Origin of the sequence: Acidovorax sp. Root217, assembly GCF_001428645.1 — a bacterium.
Taxonomy (GTDB): Bacteria; Pseudomonadota; Gammaproteobacteria; order Burkholderiales; family Burkholderiaceae_C; genus Acidovorax.
On sequence record NZ_LMIH01000011.1, the window covers coordinates 20,848 to 47,397 of the forward strand.

The window sequence follows — 26,550 nt, forward strand, 5'->3', positions numbered from 1 at the left end:
AGGCGGGTTCAGTGGGCCAGCTTGCCCTGCACGCCTTCGACCAGCCAGTTCATCTTGAGGATCTGCGCATCGCCGAGCACCTGGCCGGCGGCGATCACCTCGTTGCCCTCGTTGTCGCGCACCGGCGCCTTGCCGGCACGGAAAGGGTGCAAGGTACCGGCGCCCACGGCCTTCTGCGCGGCCAGCACCTCCTGCTGCACGGCGGCAGGCACCTTGGGGCCGAAGTCGCCCACGCGGATCATGCCCTCGCGCACGCCACCCCACACGGTGCCGCTCTTCCAGGTGCCGGCCTGCACGGCGCGCACGCGCTCGGTGTAGTACCGGCCCCACTGGTGGGTGACGGCGATGATCTGCGCGTCGGGCCCCGCGCCGCGCATGTCGGAATGGTAGGCCACGGCCATCTTGCCGCGCTCCTGCGCGGCGGCCATCACGGCGGTGGAGCCGGTGTGGAAGGCGATCACGTCCACATCCTGGTTGAACAGCACCATGGCTGCGTCGCGCTCCTTGGGCGGGTCGAACCAGACGTTGAGCCAGACCACCTTGACCGTGGCCTTGGGGTTCACCGAGCGCATGCCGAGCGTGAAGGCATTGATGCCCTGCAGCACCTCGGGAATGGGAAAGCCCGCCACATAGCCGGCCACGCCGGTCTTGCTCATGCGGCCCGCCGCGATGCCGGCCAGGTAGCGGCCCTCGTAGTAGCGCGCATTGGCCACCGCCACGTTGGCAGCGGTCTTGTAGCCGGTGATGGACTCGAACTTCACGTTCGGATAGTCCTGCGCGACCTTGAGCGTGGGCTCCATGTAGCCGAAGCTGGGCGTGAAGATGATCTGGTGGCCCGTGGCCGCCAGGTCGCGGATCACGCGCTCAGCGTCGGCCCCCTCGGCCACGTTCTCGACGAAAGTGGTCTTGACCTGGTTGCCCAGCGCGGCCTCCACCGCCTTGCGGCCATCGTCGTGCTGCTTCGTCCAGCCTGCTGCGGTGATGGGCGAGACATAGACGAAGCCGGCCTTGATCGGCTCGGTTTTGGGCGCTGCGGCCGCTGGCTGGCCAGGGGATTGAGAAAAGGCGGGGGAGATGGAAACGGCGCTGAAAAGCGCACTCACACAGACCGCACGCAATGCGGTGGCGAGGTTTTTGTACATGGTAGTCCTCTACATGGTCCCGATGACAGAAAAAGCAAAAGGCTGCCGGGACAGCAGCCTTTGCAAGGGCGGTATTGTAGCCAGCGGGCCGCGCCGGCGCTGGCGCGGCGCTTTCTCAGCGCAGTCGCAGCGCGCCCGATGGCGCACCCAGGCGGAAGGCGCCCACCACCTCGGCCAGGCGCGCGGCCTGGTCCTTGAGGCTCTCGGCGGCGGCGGTGGATTCCTCCACAAGCGCCGCGTTCTGCTGCGTCATCTGGTCGAGCTGGCTGACGGCCACGTTCACCTGGCTGATGCCCTGGCTCTGCTCCGATGCGGCGGCGCTGATCTCGCCGATGATGTCGGTCACGCGGCGCACGGAGCTCACGATCTCGCCCATGGTGCTGCCGGCGTTCTGCACCAGCGCAGCGCCCGACTCCACCTTCTCGACCGACTGGCCGATCAGGGTCTTGATCTCCTTGGCCGCTTCGGCACTGCGCTGGGCGAGGCTGCGCACTTCGCTGGCCACCACGGCAAAGCCACGGCCCTGCTCGCCGGCCCGGGCGGCTTCCACGGCGGCGTTGAGCGCCAGGATGTTGGTCTGGAAGGCGATGCCGTCGATGGTGCCGATGATGTCGGCGATCTTCTTGCTGCTGGCGTTGATCGCGTCCATGGTGCTCACCACCTGGGCCACGACCTCGCCGCCGCGCTGCGCCACCTGGGCAGCCGAGGCGGCCATCTGGTTGGCCTGCACGGCCGAGTCGGCGCTCTGGCGCACGGTGCTGGTGAGCTCTTCCATGGAGCTGGCCGTCTCCTCCAGGTTGGCGGCCGTCTGCTCGGTGCGCGCGCTCAGGTCCTGGTTGCCAATGGCGATCTGTGAGCTGGCGGTGGAGATGCTGTCCACCACGCCACGCACCTGCTGCAGCGAGCCGTTCAGCGCACTGCGCATGGCGTCCAGCGCGCGCAGCAGGTGGCCGGTCTCGTCATTGGCGTAGCCGGCCTGGGGTGCACCGGTCAGGTCCATGCCGGCGATGGATTCGGCTATGGCTTCGGCCTGGCGCAAGGGGCGAGTGATGCTGATGGCCAGCAGCCAGGCCAGCAAGGCGCCGAGCAGCAGCGAGATGGCGGTGCACACCTGCAGCAGCAGGGTGGTCTGCGCGCGCAGTCCCTCGGCGCGCTTGCCTGCGGCATCCAGTTGGGCGCGTTGCGCGTCCACCATCTGCTGCACGCCGGCCAGGTAGTCGCGCGAGGTGGGCTCGAAGCGCTCGGTGAACACCTTGTTGGCGTTCTCCGCATCGCCGGCCTGCTTGAACTTGCTCACCTCTTCACGCGCGGCCAGGTAGCTCTTGCGCAGCTCGCCCACTTTGGTGAAGAGCTGCTTTTCCTCGGCTGTGTCCATCTGCGCCTCGATGATCTTCTGAAGCTCGTTGGTCTCACGGATGGAGGTGGCCGTGGCCGGCGCGAAGTAGGGGATCAGCGCAGCATCGCTGCTCTTGGCGATGGCGGCGGCACGCTGCACACCCGAGGTGGTGTGGCGCAGCCAGTCGGCCCCGGCACGCTCGGTCTTGATGTTGTCGTTGACCATGGTGTCGATCTCGGTGCCAAGCTGGCCCAGACGGACGACGGCCACGATGGAGCTGAGCAGGAACAGCGCGAGGATCGCCCCAAGCACCAGCGCGAGGCGCTTGCCGATGGACAACTGATTGAGAAACATGGAGAGACTCCGTTATGGAAAGGCGCAGGGGTAGGCACAAAAGAGATGCGGTCTCCCAAAGGCCGCATTCTGGGCAGTTGCCGACCCCGGAGGGGGCCAACAAATGCTTACAAAAACCTGTAATTCTAGGGTTTACCCGAAATCCATGTGCAACTGATGCGCCAGACCCAACAGCAGCGTTGTTGTTCTGCACACAAACAGTGCACAAAAAATGCGGCCTGCGCTGCCTTGGATACTCCTGCCATTCCTGGATCAGTAGTCGTGTTCCATGAAGCGTTCGAAGCGCTCCTTGAGCTTGTGCTCCCACACGCGCTTGTCGGCGTTGCCCGCAAAGCTGGCCTCGAAGCTGTTGAACGCCAGCTGGTAGGCCTGGCGCACCGTCATGCCGGTGGCAGCGAACACCTGGGTGAAGTTGTCGTTGATGTAGCCGCCGAAGTAGGCCGGGTCGTCCGAATTGACCGTGGCGGCCAGGCCGGCATCGAGCAGCTTCGCCAGGTTGTGGTCGGCCAGGTTGGGGAAGACGCACAGCTTCTGGTTGGACAGCGGGCACACGGTGAGCGCGATGCGGTCCTGGGCCAGGCGCTGCATCAGCGCGGCGTCGTGGACGGCCTGCACGCCGTGGTCGATGCGCTCGACCTTGAGCACGTCGAGCGCACTCCAGATGTAGGCCGGTGGCCCCTCCTCGCCGGCGTGGGCCACCAGGTGCAGGCCCAGCTCGCGGCAGCGGGCAAACACACGCGCGAATTTCTCGGGCGGGTTGCCCACCTCGCTGCTGTCCAGGCCCACGCCGACGATCTTGTCCAGAAACGGCTGCGCCTGCTCCAGCGTCTCGAAGGCCGACTCCTCGCTCAGGTGGCGCAGGAAGCACAGGATCAGCGTGGCGCTGATGCCAAGATCGGCGCGCGCATCCACGCAGGCGCGGTGCAGGCCGTTGATCACGGTCTCCATCGCCACGCCGCGCTCGGTGTGGGTCTGCGGGTCGAAGAACAACTCGGTGTGCAGCACGTTGTCGGCCGCGGCACGCACCAGGTAGGCGCGCGCCATGTCGTAAAAATCCTGCTCGTGCAGCAGCACGCTGGCGCCCGCGTAGTAGATGTCCAGAAAGCTCTGCAGGTTGGTGAAGGCATAGGCGCTGCGCAGTGCCTCCACATCGGCGTAGGGGAGCGACAGGCCATTGCGCTGCGCCAGCGCGAAGATCAGCTCGGGCTCCAACGAGCCCTCGATGTGGATGTGCAGCTCGGCCTTGGGCATGGCGCGCAGCAGCTCGGGGATGCGCGCGGCGGGGATGGGGGGAACCTTGAACATCAGCAAACTCCAAAGGTGATGCCGCTCGCGCGCAGGTAGCGGCGGTAGGCGGATGATGCCTTGTCGGCGGCGGTATGCAACTCGGCACGCAGGTCCAGCGGCAGGCATTGCGGTGTCTGGGACTCCAGCACCGGCTGGTCCTGGGTAAAAATGGTGTGCTGGAAGGCCTGCAGCTTCTCGTCGGGCGATTCGAAATCGGCCACGGCCAGGCGGAACCACACGCGGCTGGTCTCGGGCGTGAGCGGGCACACGAACAGCGCGATGGACTCGCGCCAGCCGGCCACTGCGGTGGTACCGGCCTCGGGCACCTTGGTCAGCACTGCGGTGTAGGGGCCCGTGACCTCGTAGGTGTACTCCACCTGGGCTGGCGCCGTCGAGTGCAGGTTGGACTGCGGCTGCCAGGCCTTGCAGCCCGTGGCGCGCAGGCCCGTGGGCGTGGGCTCGACGCGGTAGTCGTCGATGGCCGTGGCCTCGCGCGTGCCCAGCCAGCCGTCGTGCACGAAGCCAAAGTGCGCCATGTCCAGGAAGTTCTCGACGATGCGCGGGGCGCTGGTGGCCACGTCGTAGGGGCCGCAGTTGAGCTTGCGCAGGCGGGCATCGCCCTCGGCCTCGAAGGCGGGCGGCACGGCATCGCCCGCTTCGAGCTGCACCCACACCAGGCCGTTGGCTTCGACCACGCCATGGCGCCGGGCGCAGTGCGTGGCGGGCGGGGTGAACTGCGGCAGCGCCGGCACGTGCACGCACTGCCCGCCAGCCGCGAACTGCCAGCCGTGGTAGGGGCACTCCAGGCGGCCCTCATGCACCCGGCCCAGGGACAGGCGCGCACCCCGGTGAGGACAGCGGTCCGTGAAGGCCTGAACCTGGCCCTGTCCGTCGCGCCAGAGCACGAGGGCGTGCTGCAGCAACTGCACTGCCAGCGGAGCCTGCTCCACCGCGTGCGACAGGGCCACCGGGTGCCAGAGGGTGGTTTCGATCATGGGAATGGTTCTTGTGGTTCGAGGGCCCGCGTACAGCCCTTTTGGACATTCTGTACGGCCCCAACGAAAAAGGGAACGTGCCGCGCACGTTCCCTTTCCTGGACCAGGCCGCCAGGGCCTGGTGACGGGGCTGCTTACTTCTTGTCGCCGCCGGGAATCTTGCCTTCCACGCCCTTGACGTAGAAGTTCACGCCGCTCAGGAACTTGTCGTCGGCGACGGCGTCCTTGGCGACCACTTCCTTGCCATCCTGGCCCACGATGGGGCCCTTCCAGATCTGGAAGCTGCCGTCGGCCAGGCCCTTCTTGACCGCTTCGACCTTGGCCTTGGTGTCGGCAGGCACGTCTTCGGCGATGGAGACGATGTCGATCGCGCCTTCCTTCACGCCCCACCAGCTCTGGCCCGTGGCCCACTTGCCTTCCAGCGCGTCCTTGGTGGCCTTGATGTAGTACGGGCCCCAGTTGATCACGGCCGATGCCAGGTGGGCCTTGGGGCCGTAGGCGGTCATGTCGCTGTCCCAGCCGAAGGCGCGCTTGCCCTTTTCCTGGGCCGTCTTGAGCACGGCGGGCGAGTCGGTGTTCTGGAACAGTACGTCGGCGCCGCCGTTGATCAGCGAGGTGGCGGCTTCGGTTTCCTTGGGCGGGCTGAACCATTCGTTCACCCACACCACCTTGGTCTTGACCTTGGGATTGACCGACTGCGCACCCAGCGTGAAGCTGTTGATGTTGCGGATCACTTCAGGGATCGGCACCGAGCCCACCACACCGAGGGTGTTGGTCTTGGTCATGGCGCCGGCGATCACGCCGGCCATGTAGGCGCCTTCGTAGGTGCGGCTGTCATAGGTGCGCACGTTGTCGGCGGTCTTGTAGCCGGTGGCGTGCTCGAACTTCACGTCCTTGAAGTCGGGGGCGATCTTCTGGATCGACTCCATATAGCCGAAGGTGGTGCCGAAGATCAGCTTGTTGCCCTGGCCGGCCAGGTCGCGCAGCACGCGCTCGGCATCGGCCGATTCGGGCACGCTCTCGACGAAGCTGGTCACTACCTTGTCGCCGAATTCCTTCTCGATGGCCTTGCGGCCGTTGTCATGGGCAAACGACCAGCCGCCGTCACCGACGGGGCCGACATAGGCGAACGCGATCTTCAGCGGCTCGGGCTTGGGCGCGGGCGCAGAGGCCACGGGCGCCGGGGCGGGCGCAGGCGCCGCAGCGGCCGGCTCTTCCTTCTTGCCACAGCCCACCAGTGCGGCAGCGGCTACAGCGGAGAGTGCAGCCACCTTGAGCAGGGAGCGTTTCTGCAGATCAGTCATGTCGGTTCCTTATAAGAAAGAAGGAGGGTTGCAAGGTTGGGGACGAAAACGGTGATTATGGGGTGATCTACCGAGCGGTAACCAAAGGTTTTTGGGGGAGGTGCGGCCCGAAAGGCTCCAGCGCCCGGCAGGATGCAAGATCCAAGCCGAGCACGTGCCCCACGGGAAGGCATGCGCCCGTATTCACGAACCCGGGTAGAAAGGTTTGCCCAGCGAGGCGGGCATGTTGATGCGGATCCACGCCGGGTTGCGCGATATCAGGGCCAGCACCACGATGGTGGCCACATAGGGCAGCATGCTCAGCAACTGGCTGGCCACCTGCACGCCCGTGGCCTGCAGATGAAACTGCAGCATGGTCACGCCGCCGAACAGGTAGGCCCCGAGCAGCACGCGGGCGGGCCGCCAGGTGGCGAAGGTGGTCAGCGCCAGCGCGATCCAGCCGCGGCCCGCCACCATGCCCTCCACCCACAGGGGGGTGTAGACCGTGGAGATGTAGGCCCCCGACAGGCCGCACAGCGCGCCGCCGGCCACCACGGCCGCCAGGCGGATGCGGCGCACCGGGTAGCCCAGCGCATGGGCCGACTCGGGCGACTCGCCCACAGAGCGCAGCACCAGGCCGGCGCGCGAGCGGTACAGGAACCAGATGAGGGCTGCCACCAGCAGCATGGTGAGATAGACCACCGGGTGCTGCTGGAACAGCGCGGGCCCGAGCAACGGCACCTCGGACAGGCCGGGGATGGCGTACTTGGGCATCTCGGGCAGCTTGGCCTGTACGTAGCTGATGCCCAGGAAGGCCGAGAAGCCCACGCCGAACAGGCTCAGTGCCAGCCCCGTGGCGTACTGGTTGGTATTGAGCCAGATCACCAGCACGCCGAAGATGGCGGCCAGCACGGCACCGGCGGCCATGCCGGCCGCGAAGCCCAGCCAGCTGTTGCCGGTGTGCACCACGGTGGCGAAGCCGGCAATGGCGGCGCACAGCATCATGCCCTCGGCGCCGAGGTTGACGATGCCGGCCTTCTCGTTGATCAACAGGCCCAGCGCCGCGATGGCCAGGACGGTGCCCGCACTCAGCGTGGCGCCTATGAGCAGTGCATAGGATTCCATATCAAGCTTCCTTCCTGGCCGAGAGATTCACGCAGAGGCTGTGGTGGTGGTTCATGCCTTCACCCCTTTCGTACCGACCCAGCGCACGCGGTAGGCAATCAGCGTGTCGCAGGCCAGCAGCGTGAACAGCAGCAGGCCCTGGAACACGCCGGTGAGCGACTTGGGCAGGCCCAGGCGCGACTGCGCCAGCTCGCCGCCGATGTAGAACATGCTCATCAAAATCGCCGAGAGGATCATGCCCACCGGGTGCAGCCGCCCGACGAAGGCGACGATGATGGCCGCGAAGCCGTAGCCCGCCGGTACATAGGGCGTGAGCTGGCCGATGGGGCCGGCCACTTCGAGCGCGCCGGCCAGGCCTGCGGCACCGCCCGAGATCAGCAGCGCCACCCACAGCGCACGGCGCGACGAGAAGCCCGCGTAGCGCGCAGCCGCCGGCGCCAGCCCGCCCACCTGCTGGGCAAAACCGGCGCGGGTGCGGAACAGAAACACCCACAGCGCCGCCGCGCCGGCCAGGGCCAGCAGCAGGCCGATGGACATGCGCGAGCCCTGCATCAGGCGCGGTATCTGCGTCACGCGCTCGAAGGTCTTGGTCTGCGGGAAGTTGTAGCCCATCGGGTCCTTCCACGGGCCATAGACCAGGTAGCCCAGCACCAGCGTGGCCACGTAGACCAGCATCAGGCTGACCAGGATCTCGCTGGCGTTGAACTTGTCGCGCAGCAGTGCCGTGAGCCCGGCCCAGGCCATGCCGCCCAGCACGCCGGCCAGCAAAATGGCCGGCACGATCCAGGGGCCGGTGGTCTTGTCGGCCAGCAGCGCCATGCCGCCGGCCGCCACGGCGCCGATGACGAACTGGCCCTCGGCGCCGATGTTCCAGACGTTGGAGCGAAAGCACACGGCCAGGCCGAGCGCGATGAGCAGCAGCGGCGTGGCCTTGACCATGAGTTCGCCGATGGCGTAGGGCGTCTTGATCGGCTCCCAGAAGAATATCTGCAGCGCACGCACGGGGTCCTTGCCCAGTGCAGCGAAGAGGATGATGCCGATCAGCACGGTGAAGGCCAGCGCCAGCAGCGGCGAGCCGAAGGTCCACAGCCGCGAGGCCTGGGGGCGTGGTTCGAGCTTAAGCATGGTGGTGCTCCCCGCCAGCGGCCACTGCGGCCTGCGCCAGGTGGCCCTGCACGTCGGCATGCCACAGCCCGCTCATCCACTCGCCGATGCGCTCCACGGTGGCCTCGGCGCGCGGCACCGAGGGCGAGAGGTGGCCCTTGGCCACGACATGCAGGCGGTCACAGATTTCAAACAATTCGTCCAGCTCCTCACTGACCACGAGCACGGCGCAACCGGCATCGCGCAGCGCCAGGATTTCGCCGCGGATCTGCGCGGCGGCGCCCACGTCCACGCCCCAGGTGGGTTGCGAGACGATGAGCAGGCGGGGCTTGGCGTCGATCTCGCGGCCCACGATGAATTTCTGCAGGTTACCGCCCGACAGCGACTTGGCCGCCGCATGCGGCCCGCCCGCCTTGACGTGGAAGCGCTCGATGATGGCGCGCGCATGCGATTCGAGTGCACCCACCTTGATCCAGCCGCTGCCCGCCACCGAATTGGTGCGCGTGAGCAGCAGGTTGTGCGCCAGGCCCATGGTGGGCACGGCGCCGCGGCCCAGGCGCTCCTCGGGCACGAAATGCAGGCCCAGCGCGCGGCGGCGGCTGGGGCCCATGCGGCCGGCGTTCTGGCCGGACACCTGGATGCTGCCCGGCGCGGCGCGCTGGTCTTCACCCGACAGCGCGTAGAGTAACTCCTTCTGGCCGTTGCCCGAGACCCCGGCGATGCCGACCACCTCACCGGCCTTGACCTCAAAGGACAGATCCACCAAGTCCACGCCGAATTGGTCGGCACGCGGCAGCGACAGGCCCTGCACGTTGAGCACAGTGGCACCGGTCTGCACGTCGCGGTGCTCGAGCGCTGGCGGCTCGGCGCCGATCATCAGGCGCGAGAGCGAGGCATTCGACTCCTCGGCCGGGTTGCACACTCCCGTGACCTTGCCGCCGCGCAGCACGGTGCAGGCGGTGCACAGGGCACGGATCTCGTGCAGCTTGTGGCTGATGTAGAGGATGCTGCAGCCCTCGGCCGCAAGCTTGCGCAGCACCACGAAGAGCTTTTCCACCGCCTGGGGCGTGAGCACCGAGGTGGGCTCATCGAGGATCAGCACCTTGGGGTTGGTGAGCAGCGCGCGGATGATCTCCACGCGCTGCATTTCGCCCACGCTCAGCGTGTGCACCGGGCGCAGGGGGTCGATGTCGAGGCCGTACTCGGCCGCCTTGGCGGTGATGCGCTGCGTGACCTCGGCCAGGTCCTGGCTCTTGTCCAGGCCCAGCCAGACGTTCTCGGCCACGGTCAGTGTATCGAACAGGCTGAAGTGCTGGAACACCATGGCGATGCCCAGGGCCCGCGCCTCCTGCGGGTTGCGCACCTGCACGGCCTGGCCGTTGAAGTGCACGCTGCCTTCGTCGGGTTTGACCGAGCCGTAGATGATCTTCATCAGCGTGGACTTGCCCGCGCCGTTTTCGCCCAGCACCGCGTGGATCTCTCCCGGCTGCACCGTGAGGGAGACACCGCTGTTGGCCACCACGGCGGGATAGCGCTTGGTGATGCCCGTGAGCTGCAGCCGGGGCGCCAAGCCCGGGGCATTGGAAAGAGGTGGTGAACTCATGCGGTGGATTGTCTCTCAGTTTGGTGGGTCGTTATAGGGATAAAACTGCCTGCCATCGCTTGTTCAGCATGACCTTAAAGCTATTCTTTTCGTAGCGATGCAGCCACCGCCTTCACGCAGTCGCGCAGCCACACGGCGGCTGCGGAATGGTGCGTGCGGGCATGCCATAGCTGGTAGTACATGAGGCGTGGAAACTCCACGGGGGCCGGCAAAATGGCCAGCGGCAGGTGGTCCACATAGCGCTCGCAGTACTGGCGCCCGGTGGTCAGCACAAGCAAGCTCGATGCCACGATGGGCGGTATGGCGCTGAAGTGCGCGCAGCGCGCCGTGATGTTGCGCGCCAGGCCCAGGCCATCGAGGTGCACGTCGATCACGCCGCGTGCGCCGGGGTGGGTGGGCGTGGGGGCGATGTGTTCGGCGGCCAGCCAGCTCTCGGCGTCCCAGCCGCGGCGCACCGCAGGGTGGTCGCGGCTGACCAGGCACACCACCTCGTCGCCGAACAGGCGGCCCATGTGCAGGTCGTCCGGGGGCTGGGGCCAGTTGCCGATGACCACGTCCACGTCGCCCTGCGCCAGGTGGGCGTGGTAGTGCGTGTCGCCCGAGAGCGGCAGGATCTCGATGGGGCACATCGGCGCCTCGACCTTGATGCGCGCCACGAGCTGGGGCAGGAACAGCGGGTCCAGGTAGTCGCTGGCGGCAACGCGGAAGGTGCGGGTGGCGGTGCGCGGATCGAAGCCGCGGGCATCGGAGAACAGCGCCTCGGCCGAGCGCAGGATGGCGCCCGCAGGCTCCACCATGCGCAGCGCCGCGTCGGTAGGCATCATGCTGGCGCCCGACCGCACCAGCAGCGGATCGCCCGCCAGGTCGCGCAGCCGCTTGAGCGCGGCCGACACCGCCGGCTGGTGCATGCCCAGGCGGACGGCGGCCCTCGATACGCTGCGTTCAGTCAACACGGTGTGCAAGACCCTTATGAGATGGAGGTCTATCTTGTCGAAAAGGGCGTGGTCTCGCATACAGGGGCCTGCATTCTTGTCATACGCCATCACGTATGCCGCTGCGCGCGTTGGATGCGCTGCGCTGCGCGGTGTGGGGAGTGGAGGCGTTGTGGGGTGGGCAAAAAGTGTCGGCGCACTGTACACCGCACAGCCCCTGCATCGTGCCCCTGGAAATCCCTGTGCGGCCGCGAGAGGCCCGGGTCAGGCCCCGCGCAATGCGGCCGCAGCTTCTTCGCGCAGCAGGCCGTGCTCCACCGCGACTGGAGGACGCGCCTGTGCCAGCAATTGAGCACAAGGCGTTGCCAGTTGCGGCCCACCCAAGGCCTGGGCGATGTCGTCCTGGCTGGCCGCATAGACCACGCGCGCAATACCGGCCCAGAACATGGCACCGGCGCACATCGCACAGGGCTCGCCGCTCGCGAACACGGTCGCACCGCGCAGGACATCGGGGCCGAGCGCCGCAGAGGCCTCGCGCACCAGCACCATTTCGGCATGGCCGGTGCAGTCGCGCGTGGTGTTCTGGTTGTTGCGGGCAGTGAACAGCACCGCGCCCTCGGCCGACGCCAGCGTGGCGCCGAAGGGGTTGTCGCCCGCCGCAAGCGCAGCGCGCGAAGCCTCGATGGCCAGCCGCATGGCGGCGTGGTCCTGCGCGCTGAAGGCGGATGCATCCATGGCGCTCAGATCTCGTCGATGGCGGTGCTGCGCGCCTGCGCTGGCGTGTCCGCGCCGATGGCGAAGCGCTCGCCGGTCTTCACGTAGAAGCTCGCGCCAAAGCGCCCCACGGGATGGAAGTCCTGCAGGCGCACGCGCCAGCGCTCGGTGTCCACCAGGCCTTCGCGCACGCCCAGCCACTGCACGCGGCCGATGAAGACGTAGCGGCTGGCGGTCTCCAGCGTTTCGTGCAGCACGCACTCGAAGGCCACTGGTGCCTCGGCGATGCGCGGCGGCGCCACGCTGCGCGAGGGCACGGGTGTGAGGCCGGCGTGCACCAGTTCGCTCTGGTGCGGCGGCAGGCTGTCGCCGCAGGCGTGCATCTGCGCAGCCATGGCCTCGTCGGTGATGTGCACCACGAACTCGCCGGTGCGCAGGATGTTGGCCGCCGTGTCCTTGAGCAGGCCGTCCTTCAGGCGGTTGATGCTGACCATGACCACCGGGGGGTCCTCGCCCAGCATGTTGAACATGCTGAACGGGGCAGCATTCACCGTGCCGTCTTCGCCCAGCGTGGTGATCAGCGCGATGGGGCGCGGCACGATCAGGCTGGCCATGAGCTTGTAGCGCTGGTAGGCGTCTATCTGCGAGAAGTCGATGTCCATGGCGCCGCGATTGAATAAATCGTATACGAAATTTTAAACCATGCCGTTGATTCATGGCGGCATCGCACAGATCGTATACGATTTTCGCAATCAGCCCTGCGGCAGCTCTTCCGGCAGGGACAGGCGCGCCTCCAGCGCCAACAGGTGGCGGTCCATGGCATCGGCGGCGGCAGCGCCATCGCGCAGGGCCAGGTGCTCGACGAGCTGCTCGTGCTCCTCGTGCTCGCAGCTGGATTCGCCGGGCGCCTCGTACAGCGCCACGATCAGCGAGCAGCGCGTCATGAGTTCGGTCAGGATGCGCTGCAGCTCGGCATTGCCCGACAGCTCCGCCAGCGCCAGGTGAAAGCCCCCCGCCAGCGCCACCCAGCGCGCATGGTCCTGCTGGTGCAGGGCCTCGTGCTCGGCGCGCATGCGCTGCTTGAGGCGCTGCACCTCGCCGTGCGTGATGCGCGCGGCCACCATGCGCACGATGCCGGCCTCGACCACGCGGCGCGCGGCAAAGATGTCGCGCGTCTCCTTCGGGCCGGGGCGGGCCACCGTCGCCCCCTTGTTGGGCACGATGTCCAGGATGCGCAGTTCGGCCAACCGGTGCAGGGCCTGGCGCACCACCGTGCGGCTCACGCCGAAGCGCTCGCACAGTGCAGGCTCGCCCAGGCGCTCGCCAGGGCGCAGCCGGCCGTGCATGACGGCGTCGAGCACGGCCTCGTACACCGGCTGGTCAAGGGTTGCGGCAGGTGGGCGGGGAGGCGTTGCAGCGGGCATGGGCAGAAAGGGTGCGCGGTGGTGTGCAGTGATGCGGGGGGAGGCGCAGCAGTGTAGCCAGCAGCCACTGTGCCACGGCAGCCGGCCGGTGCCCACGGGGTGTGGCGGTAGCCGCCTTTTTTTGCCCCCGATGGGCGCGCAGTCATAGCGCGGCAGGCATCCTCGTTATACGCTCTGGCATATGCGGTCCCTGGCAGGCGCGCATACGCTCTGCTTCTGACCGATTTGCCCGTTTTTGAGCACCCACGCATGACGATGACCCACCGACCTCTTCGCTTCATCCGCCGCGGCCAGCCCGCGGCGCTGCACGACGTACCACCCGACCGCACCTTGCTGGAGGTGCTGCGCGAGGACCTGGGCTGCACCGGCACCAAGGAAGGCTGCGGCGAAGGCGACTGCGGCGCCTGCACCGTGGTGCTGGGCGAAGAACGACATGGCAAGCTGCACTACAGCGCCGTGAACAGCTGCATCCGCCTGGCCCATTCGGTGGACGGCATGGCGCTGTGGACGGTGGAAGACCTGGCCGAGGACCCGCTGATCCGCCCCGCCGGCCCGGCCCCGTCGGCCGAGAAAGCCATCACCCTGCACCCAGCGCAAGAGGCCATGGTGCAGTGCCACGGCTCGCAGTGCGGCTTTTGCACGCCGGGCTTCGTGATGAGCCTGTTCGGCATGTACCAGAACCATGTCTGCCACGGCCAGCCGATCACGCGCGAGCTGGCGCAGGAAGAACTCTCGGGCAACCTGTGCCGCTGCACGGGCTACCGCCCCATCCTCGACGCGGCCCAGCAGATGGCCTCCCTGCCCCCCGTGGCCGTCGATGAGGCGCAGGTGTTGCGACAACTGGCCCAGTTGCAGGCACCAGCGGCCGACGGCACGGCTTACCTGGCCCCCACCACCCTGCCCGCCCTGCTGGCCGCACGCGCCGCGCACCCCGGTGCCCAGGTGGTGGCCGGCTGCACCGACGTAGGCCTGTGGGTCACCAAGATGCACAAGCAGTACGCGCAGATCCTGGACGTGACGCGCACTGCCGAGCTGCTGCAACTCGATGAAGACACGCAACGCATCACCATCGGCGCAGCGGTATCGCTGACCGATGCCTTTGCCGCCCTCACGCGCCAGTGGCCGCAGCTGCATACCTTTGCCACACGCTTCGCAGGCCTGCCGGTGCGCAACTCGGGCACGCTGGGCGGCAACGTGGCCAACGGCTCGCCCATCGGCGACTCCATGCCGCTGCTGATCGCGCTGCGTGCGCAGATCGTGCTGGCCAGCACGCGCGGCGAGCGCATGCTGGCGTTGGAAGACCTGTACACCGGCTACCGGCAGAACGTCATGGTGGCCGATGAGCTGCTGGTGCGCATCGTGGTGCCGCGGCCGGGTGTGACCGAGGCGCTGCGCGCGTACAAGATATCGAAGCGCTTCGACGATGACATCTCGGCGGTCTGCCTGGTCATCAACCTCGACATCGAGGCCGGCGTGGTGCGCCGCGCCAGCATCGGTGCGGGCGGCGTGGCAGCCACCCCGGCGCGCGCGCAGCAGACCGAAGCCGCCCTCACCGGCCAGCCCTGGTCGGCCGAGACGGTGCAGAAGGCGGCCGATGCCCTGCAGGCCGAGTTCAGCCCCATCTCCGACATGCGTGCCAGCGGCGCCTACCGGCGCACCGTGCTGGCCAGCCTGCTGCAGCGCTTCTGGCTCGAAAGCCAGGGCCAGGACGCGGTGAGCGTGGAAAACTTCCGACTGGAGGCCAGCGTATGAACCAGCGTGACCCCTCTCCCGTGAGCCGCGACGCTGTGGACGACCCCGTGGTGGCAGCCGCCGACGCACACGCTGACCAGCCCGTGGCTGCGCCCCTGGCACCCACGCCCCCCGCCACGCTGCGGGCCATGGGCCATTCGCACATCCATGAAAGCGCCCGCGCCCAGGTGGCGGGTGCGGCCCACTACATCGACGACCTGCCCGAGATCAAGGGCACGCTCTACGCCTCGCCCATTCTCTCCACCGTGGCCCACGGGCGCCTGAACGGCGTGGACACCAGCGCCGCCCTGGCCCTGCCCGGCGTGCGCGGCGTGGTGCTGTCGGCCGACGTGCCGGGCGACAAGATACTGGCCGCCTTTGCGCACGACGAGCCGGTGTTTGCCATGGACACGGTGCAACACATCGGCCAGGTCATCGGCCTGGTGGTGGCCGACACGGTGATGCAGGCGCGCCGCGCCGTGCGCGCCGTGAAGCTCGACATCACCCCGCTGCCGGCCGTGCTCACAGTGCAGGACGCGCTGGCGGCAGAAAGCTATGTGCTGCCGCCGGTGTTCGTGCGCCGGGGCGATGCGGCAGCAGGCCTGGCCGGCTCAGAACACCGCCTGCAAGGCACCTTCGACGTCGGTGGGCAGGAGCACTTCTACCTCGAAGGCCAGATCGCCTACGCCATGCCGCTGGAGCAAAAGCAGTGGTGGGTCTATTCGAGCACCCAGCACCCGGGCGAGGTGCAGCACTGGGTGGCGCATGCCCTGGGCATCGACAACCACGCGGTGCGCGTGGAGTGCCGGCGCATGGGCGGGGGCTTTGGCGGCAAGGAGACGCAGGCCGGGCACCTGGCCGTGTGGGCCGCCGTGGCCGCGCACAAGCTGGGCCGCCCGATCAAGCTGCGCCTGGACCGGGACGAGGACTTCATGGTCACCGGCAAGCGCCACCCGTTCGCCTACCGCTACGACGTGGGCTTTGACGGCACGGGCCGCATCACGGGGCTGAACCTGCACATGGCGGCCAACTGCGGCTTCTCGGCCGACCTGTCGGGCCCGGTGGCCGACCGCGCCGTGTTCCACAGCGACAATGCCTACTACCTGAGCGACGTGGAGATCGCCTCCTACCGCTGCAAGACCAACACCCAGAGCCACACCGCCTTCCGCGGCTTCGGCGGCCCGCAGGGCGTGATCGTGATCGAGGCCATCCTGGGCGACATCGCGCGCGCCCTGGGTCTGGACGCGCAGGACGTGCGCCTGCGCAACCTCTACGGCCGCGATGCGGCCGAGGGCCGCAACGTGACCCACTACCAGATGACCGTGGAGGACAACATCCTGCATGAGCTCATGCCCCAGCTGGAGCGCGACGCGAACTACCGCGAGCGCCAGACCGCCATCACCTCCTGGAACGCGGCCAACCCCGTGCTCAAGCGCGGCCTGGCGATCACGCCGGTCAAGTTCGGCATCAGCTTCACGGCCACCTTGTTCAACCAGGCCGGCGCGCTGGTGCACGTGTACACCGATGGCAGCGTGCAGGTGAACCATGGAGGCACCGAAATGGGCCAGGGCCTGCACACCAAGGTGGCGCAGATCGTGGCCGACGAGCTGGGCGTGCCGCTGCACCGCGTGCTGGTCACGGCCAGCGACACCAGCAAGGTGCCCAACGCCAGCGCCACCGCCGCATCGAGCGGCACCGACCTGAACGGCCGCGCGGCCCAGTTCGCCGCGCGCCATGTGCGCGACAACCTGGCGGCCTATGTCTGCGGGCTCGATGGCTGCGGCGCGGGCGCCATCCAGTTCGCGGGCGGGCAGGTGATCTCGCCCAAGAAGGTGCGCGCCTTCGACGACGTGGTCAAGGAGGCGTATGCCAACCGCATCCAGCTGTGGAGCGACGGTTTCTACCGCACGCCCAAGATCCACTACGACAAGACCACGCTCACGGGCCGGCCGTTCTACTACTTCTCGTATGGCGCGGCCTGCACCGAGGTGGTGATCGACACGCTGACCGGCGAGAGCCGCGTGATCGCCGTGGACATATTGCACGACGTGGGCCACAGCATCAACCCGGCCATCGACATCGGGCAGATCGAGGGCGGCTTTGTGCAGGGAATGGGCTGGCTCACCACCGAGCAGCTGGTGTGGAACGACAAGGGCTACCTGGCGACGCACGCCCCCAGCACCTACAAGATCCCGGCCACGGGCGACATCCCCGCGCATTTCCGCGTGAACCTCTGGCCCGAGGCCAACCGCGAGGACAACGTGGGTGGCAGCAAGGCCGTAGGCGAGCCGCCCTTCATGCTGGCCATCAGCGTCTACGAGGCGCTGCGCAATGCCGTGGCGGCTACGCGCAGCGGCGGCGAGGACGACCGCGCGCCGGTGCAGCTCACGGCGCCCGCCACGGCCGAGAACGTGCTGCGGGCGCTCGGAAAGCTCAGCGGCTGAGGGACATCAATACGGTCCCAGGGCCATCCGGCCCGATGAGGTCATGTCGCGCGCATGCCGGGTTTCGACCCGGTTGCGTCCGGCGCGCTTGGCGTCGTAGCAGGCCATGTCGGCTGCATTCAGCACCGAGGCCACGTCGTGCAGGTGGGCGTCGAGCACCACCAGGCCGATGCTCACACCCAGTGTGAAGCTGCGCCCCTGGTATGACGGCTCCCAGGCCTGCACCGTGGCGCGCAGCTGTTCGGCCACGGCCTGGCCGCGCGCCAGCGGGCAGCCGGGCAGCACCACGGCGAACTCGTCGCCGCCCAGGCGCGCAGACCAGCCCACCTGGCGCACCTGGGTCTCGATGAGCCGGGCCACGTGGCGCAGCACGTCGTCGCCCGCATCGTGGCCCGCCACGTCGTTGACCAGCGTGAAATGGTCAAGGTCCAGGAACAGCATCACCCCGTCGTCGGGTGCATCGTCCACCGCCGTGCCCGCCGCACCGGTGGCTCGCGAGCGTGCCGAGCGCTCGGCCAGCAGCAGGGCCAGTCGGTGGTCGAAGGCCGAGCGGTTGTGCAACTGGGTCAGGGCATCGTGCGTGAGCTCCCAGGCCTGCTGGTACTGGGCCTCGCGCGCGGCGGTGATGTCCTCCAGCATCCACACCGTGCCTCCGCCCAGGGCCTCCGAATTCACCTTGCGGCCCTGCACCCGCGCCCAGACGGGGCTGCCGTCCTTGCGCACGAAGCACACGTCCCCATCGAAGGTGCCATGCGCCGCGAAGGCCGACTGCACGCGCTCGCCCAGGCGGGCATAGTCGGCGTCAGAGCCGTACAGCGTGCGTGCCGGCCGGCCCTGCAGTTCACCCTCGGCGTAGCCCAGCGTCAGGCAGGCCTGCCGCCCCACCACTTCCAGCACGCCATGGCGCGTGATGACAATGCCCACCGAGGCGTTCTGCAGGATGGCCTGGAACTGCCCGTGCAGCAGCGCGTGCAGGTGGTCCTGCTGGCGCCTTTGCTGCGCCAGCCCGTCGAACACCCGCACCAGCGCGCCCACCTCGCCCCGGCCACCGGGCCACTCGATGGCGCCCCGGGCATCGTGGCGCAGCAGCTGCTGCGCGCCCCGGCACAGCTGGGCCAGGGGCTGGGCCATCCAGGCCATGGCCGTGGCCAGCAGCAGCACGCCCAGGGCAATCACTGCGGCGGCCAGCCACCAGGCATCGCGCTGGGCACCCTGCAACGGCGCCAGCAGCGCCTGCGAATTGCTGACCCGGGCCACGAACCACTGCGGCAGCGGCATGCCGGCCACGCTCACGATGTGGTCGGGCTGCACCTCGGTGACCCCGCGCCCGACCACGGGCTGCGCGCGGCGCAGCCACTCGGCGAACACCGGGGCCAGGCCGGGCTCGTCGCGCACCTGGCCCATGATGCGCGCGGGGTCGGTGTGCGAGAGGATGGTGCCGTCGCGGGTGAAGACCACCAGGCGCGAGTCATCGCGCGCCGGCAGCGCCATGGACTGCGGCAGCAGGCCCTGCGACTGCAGCCTGAGCGCCCCCGCGACCACGCCCAACACGGCGCCCTCCTCGCTGTGCAACGGCAGCGTGAACAGGATGCGCGCATTGCTGGTGCGCCCGGCAATCAGCTCCGACACCTGGGGTTTGCCATCGATCAGCGTGCGGCGCAGGGCATCGCGCTCCGCCGGGTCCAGGTCGGCCGCCTTGATCAACTGGCCCGCGCGGATGTTGAGTCGGAGCTCGCCATCCTTGCGGGCCACCTGCAGGGCGTCGAAGAACCCCACCGCAGGCAGGCCCTGCTGCAGCAGCCAGTCCAGCGACGACGGCGATTCGAGCATGGCCGGCGTGATGCCCTGTGCCACCGTGCGCAGCACCTTCTGGCTCTGCTCGATCTTGCTGGCCAACAGCCGCGCCACCACCTCCACCTCGTCGGTCTGCTGGCCGACCACGCGGCGCATGGCCTCCTGGCCTGCGGCACGCGAGACCAGCCACACCGACGCCGCGCTCGCCAGCACCACCACCAGCGCAGCCACCGCCATCAGCCGCAGCACCAGGGAGCCCGGCAGGCTCAAGGCAGGCTCTTGCGCGGCAGCGACGGGGTTCGCGGGTGGCGTCATGCGCTGTCCCGGTGGGGAGTGCTGCAGGTGCGGACGATGAGGGAGGCGGGCATGGGAACTGTGGGAAACAACAGGGCTTCCAACGAATATACGCAGCACCCGCCCGTAGGGGCTTGGGTGGAACCCTCACATGCCCCCAAGGAAAAACCCTGAGAGAAAACACCCCCTGAGTCGCTTCGCGCCTTCACCCCTCTCTCGACTCGCTGCGCGAGTCGGGAGGGGGACGCTCCCGGTGCGGCGGGGCGGCCCTTGCACGGGAGCACTGGTTTTGCGGCGCGCCAGTTTCATGGACTGCGCCGCCAGCAGGGGGTTAGCGGTCCTGGCTCAGCCGCCTGCAACCGACTGCAGCGCCATCGGCTGGGGCAGCCTGAGCACGTTGCCGGTGCCGGCCACCAGGCCGTGCTCGCGCAGGTGGCGCATCACGCGCGAGAAGGTCTCGGGGGCGATGCCCAGTTGCGCGGCAATGAGCCGCTTGCGCTGGTGCAGGGTGACGCTCATGGCGCCGCCCGTGTCCGGCTCGGCGTTCTGCAGCAGCCACTGCGCGCAGCGCGCCTGGGCGTCCTGCGCGAGGCGGCTCACCGCCAGGCCCGACTGCTGCAGGTAGCCCGTGGCCATGTCGCGCAACAGAGCCTGCGCTGCCGGGGGCAGCGCCTCGCAGTGGCTGCGAAACACGTCCACCGGCAGATGGCGCAGCTGCACCTGGGTCTGCGCCACCATGTCCACCGCACAGGGCTCACCCAGCAGCGCCGAGGCGGCGTCAAGCCAGAACGGCGCCTCCACCACACCCAGTTGGTGGCGCATCTGGCCGCGCTCGCACACCCCGAGCAGTACACGCCCGCGCTCCAGGTGCACTGCGGTGTCCAGCGTCTGGTGGCGGTGCCGCAGCACGTCACCGGCCGCAGCGACCTGGAACTGTGCAGGCAGGGAAAGAAGCGAAGAGGGCAGCATGGCCCGAACTGTGCCGCGCCGGGGCAGCGGGCACATTGAGCAAGATCAAACCGGCGCCATGCATGCCGCATGCCTGGTCCCTGCCCGCCAGGGGTCTGTCCGTTTTCTGTAAGCACTTGTTCATCAGGGGCATGGAACTTGCGAAGTCCCCGCCGCTGCTCCCGCCTGTGCACCAAGGTGCACCCATGGCAGGACTGCATCCGAAGCACCGCCTACCCGGTGCCCCCTCACCCCAGGAGTACACAATGAAAACAAACCTGATTGCCCTCTCGCTCGGTGGCGCCCTGCTGTGCGCCACTGCTGCCACCCACGCCCAGAGCTCAGTGCAACTCATGGGCCTGACCGACGTGTTCGTCGGCTCCCTGCGCAACGCGGGTGATGCCGGCCGCGCCACGGTGCTCAACAGCGGTGGCATGACCACCTCGTGGTTCGGAGTCAAGGGCACCGAAGACCTCGGCGGCGGCCTCAAGGCCAACTTCGCACTGACCTCGTTCATCAAGGTGGACAGCGGAGTGCAGGGCCGCTTCGTGAACGACACCTTCTTCTCGCGCGATGCCAACGTGGGCCTGTCGGGCGGCTTCGGCACGGTGACCGTGGGCCGGGGCCTGGCGCCCAACTTCCTGCCCTCGATCCTGTCGAACCCGATGGGCGATTCGTTCACCTTCGCGCCGCTGATCCTGCACATGAACGTGCCGCTGTTCAACGGCACCGGCTGGACGGCCACCACGCCCTCGGACACGGGCTGGTCCAACGAAATCATCTACAGCACGCCGAGCATGGGCGGGCTCACCGTGAACGCGCACTACCAGGTGGGTGAGGTCGCCAATGACAACGGCAAGAAGAACATTGGCCTGAACGCGCTGTACTTCAACGGCCCGCTCACGCTGACCGGCTTCTATGAGCGCGACCAGGTCAGCAACCCCGCCGTGCCCAACACCTACCTGGGCACCACCAAGGCCGACTGGATGCTGGGTGGCGCCTACGACTTCACCGTGGTCAAGGCCTTCGCCAGCTACGGCCAGGCCAAAGCCGACAACACCACCAACAAGGCCAAGACCCTGCAGTTGGGCGTGGCCGTACCGGTGTTCAGCACTGGCAAGGTGCTGGCCTCGTGGGCCCAAACCGAGATGACGGCCACCGATGTGTCGCGCAAGACCTTCACGCTGGGCTACGACCACTTCCTGTCCAAGCGCACCGACCTCTACGCGATGCTGATGAACGACCGCATCACGGCGCGCACCACCGGCAACAGCTTTGGCCTGGGCGTGCGCCACAGGTTTTGAGCTATAGCACCAGGATCGCCCGGAAGTCGTTCACATTGGTGTGCGTGGGCCCGGTGACCAGCAGGTCGCCCAGGGCCGCGAAGTAGCCCCAGGCGTCGTTGCGCTGCAGGGCGTCTTCGATGTCGGCGCCCGCCGCGTGGGCGCGGTGCAGGGTGTCGGGCACCACGAAGGCGCCCGCGTTGTTCTCCACGCCGTCGATGCCGTCGGTGTCGGCCGCCAGGGCCCAGACCGATGGCTCGCCCTGCAGCGCCTTGGCCAGCCCCAGGCAGAACTCCCCGGCGCGACCGCCACGCCCGCGCGGGGCATCGGGCGCGCGCGGGCGCACCGTGACCGTGGTTTCGCCACCCGAGAGGATGACGCAGGGCTTCGTGAACGGCTGGCCCCGGCGCGCCACCGAGCGCGCCATGGCCGCATGCACCTTGCCCACGTCGCGCGACTCGCCTTCGATCTCGTCCGAGAGGATGACGGCATCCACGCCCGCCGCGCGCGCCGCCGCAGCTGCGGCCTCCAGCGCCTGCCAGGGCGTGGCCACCAGGTGCACGGCATGGCCTTCGAACACGGCGTCGCCGGGCTTGGGGGTTTCCAGCGCACCGTCGCGCAGGGCCTGCAGGGTCTGGTGCGGCACCTCGATGCCGTAGCGCACCAGGATGGCCAGCGCATCGGCGCAGGTGGTGGCATCGGGCACGGTGGGGCCGCTGGCGATGACCGAAGGGTCGTCGCCCGGCACGTCGCTGATGGTCAGCGTGACCACGCGCGCTGGCGCGCAGGCCGCCGCCAGCCGCCCGCCCTTGATGCGCGAGAGGTGCTTGCGCACGCAGTTCATCTCGGCGATGTCGGCCCCGCTCTCCAGCAGCGCGCGGTTGATGCGCTGCTTGTCATCGAGCGTGAGGCCCTCGCCCGGCAGGGTGAGCAGCGAGGAGCCCCCGCCCGAGATCAGGCACAGCACCAGGTCGTCGGCGGTCAGGCCCTCGGTCAGATCCAGCAGGCGCTGGGCAGCGGCCTCGCCGGCGGCGTCGGGCACGGGGTGCGCGGCCTCGACCACCTCGATGCGCTGCACCAGGCCTTCGGGCCGCGGCGGCACATGCCCGTAGCGGGTGACCACCAGGCCCGACAGCGGCGCATTCTCGGGCCACAGGGCTTCGAGCGCCTGGGCCATGGCGCCACCGGCCTTGCCGCCCCCCAGCACCAGGGTGCGCCCGCGCGGGGGCGCTGGCAGCCAGGCGCGCATGCCGTGCAGGGGCTGGGCGCTGCGCACGGCAACGTCGAACAGGCCCCGCAGAAAGCCGCGCGGATCGGTGTGGAAATCAGGCAACAGACCGGGTTGGGGAAGAGAGATGTCGGGCATGGTGCACATTGTGCGTGGGCTTGGGGGCACAGGTGTAAACCCGGAGCCGTCGTAACGCAACTGTCACACCCGCCCGGTATGGTGAGCCCCTTAGAAGTGACAAATTGCAACCATGGCGCATCCCAAGCAAGAACGTCTCGACCGCATGCTGGCGCTGCTGTCGCCTGCGGCGCGGCTGGGGTCGGGACCGCTGGCGCGGCTGATGCGCGATGGCGGCCTGTACTGCGTGTTCCAGCCGCTCGGGGACCTGCGCGAGGGCAGCATCTTCGCCCATGAGGCCCTGATCCGCGGCCCCGAGGGCTCGGCCCTGCACACGCCCGACGTGCTGCTGGACCTGGCGCGGCGCGAGGGCCTGCTGCTGGATTTCGAGCTGGTGTGCGTTTTCACGGCGCTGCGCGACTGGGGCGACCATGGTGCGCCCGGCCGTCTGTTCGTGAACATCAGCGCCGATGCGCTGGTGCATGCGGTGGCCCTGTGCGGCGAGCGCCGCCTGGGCGAGGCGGTGCGCGGCTTCGGCGTGAGCGCACGCATGCTGGTGTTCGAGATCACCGAGCACGAGCGCGTGACCGACATGCCCGCGCTGCGCGAAGCCATCCGCGAGGTGCATGCCTGCGGCGCACGCCTGGCGCTCGACGATTTTGGCGACGGGCGCTCAAGCCTGCGCCTGTGGTCCGAGGTCAAGCCCGACTTCGTGAAGATCGACCGCTATTTCATCCACGACATCAGCGAGCACCCCGAGAACCTGCAGATGCTGCAGGCCATCAAAGGCATTGCCGACGTGTTCGGCACCACGCTGATCGCCGAGGGCATCGAGACGCGCGACGACCTGCGCGCCCTGCGCGACCTGGCCATCCCCTACGGCCAGGGCTGGGTGCTGGGCCGCCCGGCGCGCACCCCGCGCGAAGCCATCGACGGCCCGGCGCTCGACGTGCTGCAGGACCGCCGCGTCGCCGTGCTGCCGCACCTGGGCCAGACGGCGCGCCCGGGCATTCTGCGCAGCCTGATGGTGGTGCAGGCGCCCACTGTGACACCGGCCACCAGCAACGACGAGGTGGCCGCCCTGCTGCAGGAGCGGGTGGACCTGCATGCGCTGGCCGTGGTGGACGGCACGCGCCCCGTGGCGTTGATCAACCGCCAGCAGTTCATGAACCACTACGCCACGCTGTACTTTCGCGAAGTGCATGGCCGCAAGCCCTGCATCGTCTTTGCCAACAGCACGCCGCGCGTGGTGGAGCTCGACTGCGACGTGGACCAGCTCGTGGGCATACTCACCTCGCAGGACCAGCGCTACCTGAGCGACGGCTACATCGTCACCGACAACGGCCGCTACGTGGGCCTGGGCACCGGCGACCAACTGGTGCGCGCGGTGACCGAGACACGCATCGAGGCGGCTCGCCACGCCAATCCGCTGACCTTTCTGCCCGGCAACATCCCCATCAGCATGCACATGCAGCGCCTGCTGGAGAGCGGCACCGAGTTCGTGGCCTGCTATGCGGACCTGAACAACTTCAAGCCCTTCAACGACCACTATGGCTACTGGCGCGGCGACCAAATGATCCGCCTGGTGGCGCGCCTGGCCACCACGCACTGCGACGCGCGCCGTGACTTCGTGGGCCATGTGGGGGGCGACGATTTCATGCTGATCTTCCAGAGCAGCAACTGGCTGCAGCGCTGCAAGAACATCGTGGACGAGTTCGCGCGCGAGGCGCTCACCCTGTTCGACGACGGCGCACGTGCCATGGGCGGCATCCACTCCGAAGACCGCCACGGCGTGCGCCGCTTCTTTCCGTGCACCACGCTGGCCATCGGCGCCGTGCGCATACAGCCCGGCACCTACCGCCATGCCGAAGAGGTGGCCAACCTGGCCGCCGTGGCCAAGCACGAGGCCAAGCTCGCATCCACCGGCGTGGTGCTGCACGGCGGCGAGCTGCCCGGGCCGCCGCACAACGCCCTGCGCGCTCTGCAAAGCGTTCTGGCGGCCTGATATCAGCGCAGCATCAGGGCACCTTCGCGCCGTCCTGGAACCAGCGGCCGATCAGCGCGCGCTCGGCGTCGGTCATCTGCGTGGCATTGTTCATGGGCATGAGCTTTTGCACCACGGCCTGCTGGTAGACCGCCTGGGCGTGCTGCTTGACCAGGGCCGGTGAATCCAGGCGCATGTTCTTCATCTGCACCTGGGCGCCATGGCACAAATAGCAGCGTTGTTCGAGCACCGTCTGCACGGCAGCGAAGTCGCTGCCCCCGCCGGCCGCAGCGGGTGCCGCAGGAGCAGGCGCAGCCTGCGAAGCCGTGGAGGCGCTGGAGGCCGCAGGGGCCGCCACCGCCGCCGGCTTGGCGGCAGCCACGGGCGCGGGCGCTGGTACCGGCGCGGGCCGCATCCAGACAATCGCGCCGACCAGGGCCACCACGCCCACCAGCGCATAGGGCAGCGGGTTCGGGTTGCGGCCGAGCTTGTAGCCGTGGCGCATCACGAAGAACTGGCGGATGGCGGCGCCCGCAAACATCATGATGATCAGCACCAGCCAGTTCTGCGGGTGGCTCCAGGTAAAGCTGTAGTGGTTGCTCAGCATCGCAAAGATCACCGGCAGCGTGAAATAGGTGTTGTGCACGCTGCGCTGCTTGCCGCGCTTGCCATGGATCGGGTCCACGTTCTGGCCGGTGCGGATCTGGCGCACCACGGTGCGCTGGCCAGGGATGATCCAGAAGAACACGTTGGCGCTCATCGAGGTGGCGATCATCGCGCCCACCAGCAAAAAGGCCGCGCGCCCAGCGAACAGGTGGCAGGCCAGCCACGAGGCGATGCACACCAGCACCAGCACCAGGCCGCCGACGATGGCGTCGCCGTTCTTCTTTTGCCCGAAGATGCGGCAGATGCCGTCGTACAGCAGCCAGAACACGACCAAGAAGGCCAGCGCCGCGCCAATGGCTGCGGGCGGCGCCCAGTCCATGCGCGACTTGTCGATCAGGTAGGTGCCCGCGCTCCACAGGTAGGACAGGGTGAACAGCGCAAAGCCGCTGAGCCAGGTGCTGTAGCTTTCCCAATAGAACCAGTGCAGGTGCTTGGGCAGCTCGGGCGGGGAGACGGCGAACTTGACCGGGTGGTAGAACCCACCGCCGTGCACGGCCCAGAGCTCGCCGCTCACGCCCTGCTTCTTGAGGTCCTCGTCTTCGGGCGGCGTAAGGCTGCTGTCCAGAAAGACGAAGTAGAACGACGAGCCAACCCAGGCGATGGCGGTGATGACGTGGACCCAGCGCAGCAGCAGGTTGGCCCAGTCGAGAAGGTAGTTTTCCATTTTTTCTCAACCTTGGCGGTGTGGGGGGAACACACCGCTGTACAACCTGCTCACCACTGCGGGCGCTCTGAGCAGAATAGGGGGTCGCGCACCATGGC

At 68.4% G+C, this 26,550-nt stretch carries 20 protein-coding genes; 4 read left to right on the forward strand and 16 right to left on the reverse strand.

Annotated elements, in window-relative coordinates; genetic code table 11:
* Positions 1-8 precede the first annotated feature (8 nt).
* The 12 genes from ASE31_RS09465 to ASE31_RS09520 all read right to left on the reverse strand — a co-directional run bounded on the left by ASE31_RS09465 (position 9) and on the right by ASE31_RS09520 (position 13,299).
* Positions 9-1,142 (reverse strand): BMP family ABC transporter substrate-binding protein, encoded by a 1,134-nt coding sequence (locus ASE31_RS09465; protein WP_057201408.1) that lies wholly within the window; start codon positions 1,140-1,142, stop codon positions 9-11.
* Positions 1,143-1,257: 115 nt separating this feature from the next.
* A complete protein-coding gene (locus ASE31_RS09470; protein WP_057201409.1) occupies positions 1,258-2,832 on the reverse strand; it encodes a methyl-accepting chemotaxis protein in 1,575 nt (524 codons plus the stop codon).
* A 252-nt stretch (positions 2,833-3,084) separates the two neighbouring features.
* The gene (locus ASE31_RS09475) at positions 3,085-4,137 is read right to left on the reverse strand and encodes an adenosine deaminase (protein ID WP_057201410.1); all 1,053 of its coding nucleotides are present in this window, start codon (positions 4,135-4,137) and stop codon (positions 3,085-3,087) included.
* The gene (locus tag ASE31_RS09480; RefSeq protein ID WP_057201411.1) at positions 4,137-5,114 is read right to left on the reverse strand and encodes an aromatic ring-hydroxylating dioxygenase subunit alpha; all 978 of its coding nucleotides are present in this window, start codon (positions 5,112-5,114) and stop codon (positions 4,137-4,139) included. Before ASE31_RS09480 ends, ASE31_RS09475 begins: the two co-directional genes overlap by 1 nt.
* A 134-nt stretch (positions 5,115-5,248) precedes the next feature.
* Positions 5,249-6,418 (reverse strand): BMP family ABC transporter substrate-binding protein, encoded by a 1,170-nt coding sequence (locus tag ASE31_RS09485; RefSeq protein WP_057201412.1) that lies wholly within the window; start codon positions 6,416-6,418, stop codon positions 5,249-5,251.
* Between the two features lie 183 nt (positions 6,419-6,601).
* Positions 6,602-7,522 carry an ABC transporter permease gene (locus ASE31_RS09490; protein ID WP_057201413.1) on the reverse strand — a complete coding sequence of 307 codons (921 nt, stop codon included), beginning with the start codon at positions 7,520-7,522 and terminating at the stop codon, positions 6,602-6,604.
* 51 nt (positions 7,523-7,573) lie between these two features.
* Positions 7,574-8,647: an ABC transporter permease gene (locus ASE31_RS09495; RefSeq protein ID WP_057201414.1), complete on the reverse strand. Its 1,074-nt coding sequence runs from the start codon at positions 8,645-8,647 to the stop codon at positions 7,574-7,576.
* The gene (locus ASE31_RS09500; protein ID WP_057201415.1) at positions 8,640-10,229 is read right to left on the reverse strand and encodes an ABC transporter ATP-binding protein; all 1,590 of its coding nucleotides are present in this window, start codon (positions 10,227-10,229) and stop codon (positions 8,640-8,642) included. Before ASE31_RS09500 ends, ASE31_RS09495 begins: the two co-directional genes overlap by 8 nt.
* Positions 10,230-10,309: 80 nt before the next feature.
* Complete coding sequence (locus ASE31_RS09505) at positions 10,310-11,242, reverse strand: LysR family transcriptional regulator (protein WP_082604104.1); 933 nt, start codon at positions 11,240-11,242, stop codon at positions 10,310-10,312.
* A gap of 183 nt (positions 11,243-11,425) precedes the next feature.
* Positions 11,426-11,896, reverse strand: a complete 471-nt coding sequence (locus ASE31_RS09510; RefSeq protein ID WP_057201417.1) for a nucleoside deaminase — start codon at positions 11,894-11,896, stop codon at positions 11,426-11,428.
* A gap of 5 nt (positions 11,897-11,901) precedes the next feature.
* On the reverse strand, positions 11,902-12,537 hold the full coding sequence (locus tag ASE31_RS09515) for a flavin reductase family protein (protein ID WP_057201418.1): 636 nt from the start codon (positions 12,535-12,537) through the stop codon (positions 11,902-11,904).
* Between the two features lie 90 nt (positions 12,538-12,627).
* A complete protein-coding gene (locus tag ASE31_RS09520) occupies positions 12,628-13,299 on the reverse strand; it encodes a GntR family transcriptional regulator (RefSeq protein ID WP_057201419.1) in 672 nt (223 codons plus the stop codon).
* A 255-nt stretch (positions 13,300-13,554) separates the two neighbouring features.
* Between ASE31_RS09520 and xdhA the strand changes: the two genes are divergently transcribed.
* Together xdhA and xdhB are read left to right on the forward strand one after the other, a co-directional pair.
* Complete coding sequence (gene xdhA, locus ASE31_RS09525) at positions 13,555-15,051, forward strand: xanthine dehydrogenase small subunit (RefSeq protein WP_369819452.1); 1,497 nt, start codon at positions 13,555-13,557, stop codon at positions 15,049-15,051.
* Complete coding sequence (xdhB, locus tag ASE31_RS09530; protein ID WP_057201421.1) at positions 15,048-17,474, forward strand: xanthine dehydrogenase molybdopterin binding subunit; 2,427 nt, start codon at positions 15,048-15,050, stop codon at positions 17,472-17,474. The genes xdhA and xdhB overlap by 4 nt, the downstream gene beginning before the upstream one ends.
* A 6-nt stretch (positions 17,475-17,480) precedes the next feature.
* Here the strand turns inward: xdhB and ASE31_RS09535 are convergent, their stop codons facing one another.
* Both ASE31_RS09535 and ASE31_RS09540 read right to left on the reverse strand, forming a co-directional pair.
* A complete protein-coding gene (locus tag ASE31_RS09535; RefSeq protein ID WP_057201422.1) occupies positions 17,481-19,583 on the reverse strand; it encodes a diguanylate cyclase domain-containing protein in 2,103 nt (700 codons plus the stop codon).
* A gap of 324 nt (positions 19,584-19,907) precedes the next feature.
* Positions 19,908-20,531 carry a Crp/Fnr family transcriptional regulator gene (locus ASE31_RS09540; protein WP_057201517.1) on the reverse strand — a complete coding sequence of 208 codons (624 nt, stop codon included), beginning with the start codon at positions 20,529-20,531 and terminating at the stop codon, positions 19,908-19,910.
* A 245-nt stretch (positions 20,532-20,776) separates the two neighbouring features.
* On the opposite strand from ASE31_RS09540, the gene ASE31_RS09545 reads away from it, so the two are divergent.
* Positions 20,777-21,814, forward strand: a complete 1,038-nt coding sequence (locus ASE31_RS09545; protein ID WP_057201423.1) for a porin — start codon at positions 20,777-20,779, stop codon at positions 21,812-21,814.
* Between the two features lies 1 nt (position 21,815).
* Here the strand turns inward: ASE31_RS09545 and ASE31_RS09550 are convergent, their stop codons facing one another.
* Positions 21,816-23,159 carry a glycerate kinase gene (locus tag ASE31_RS09550; RefSeq protein WP_057201518.1) on the reverse strand — a complete coding sequence of 448 codons (1,344 nt, stop codon included), beginning with the start codon at positions 23,157-23,159 and terminating at the stop codon, positions 21,816-21,818.
* 112 nt (positions 23,160-23,271) lie between these two features.
* On the opposite strand from ASE31_RS09550, the gene ASE31_RS09555 reads away from it, so the two are divergent.
* Complete coding sequence (locus ASE31_RS09555; RefSeq protein WP_057201424.1) at positions 23,272-25,143, forward strand: phosphodiesterase; 1,872 nt, start codon at positions 23,272-23,274, stop codon at positions 25,141-25,143.
* A 13-nt stretch (positions 25,144-25,156) separates the two neighbouring features.
* Here ASE31_RS09555 and ASE31_RS09560 read toward each other — a convergent pair whose 3' ends face one another.
* Positions 25,157-26,452, reverse strand: a complete 1,296-nt coding sequence (locus ASE31_RS09560) for a urate hydroxylase PuuD (RefSeq protein WP_057201425.1) — start codon at positions 26,450-26,452, stop codon at positions 25,157-25,159.
* Between the last annotated feature and the right edge of the window lie 98 nt (positions 26,453-26,550).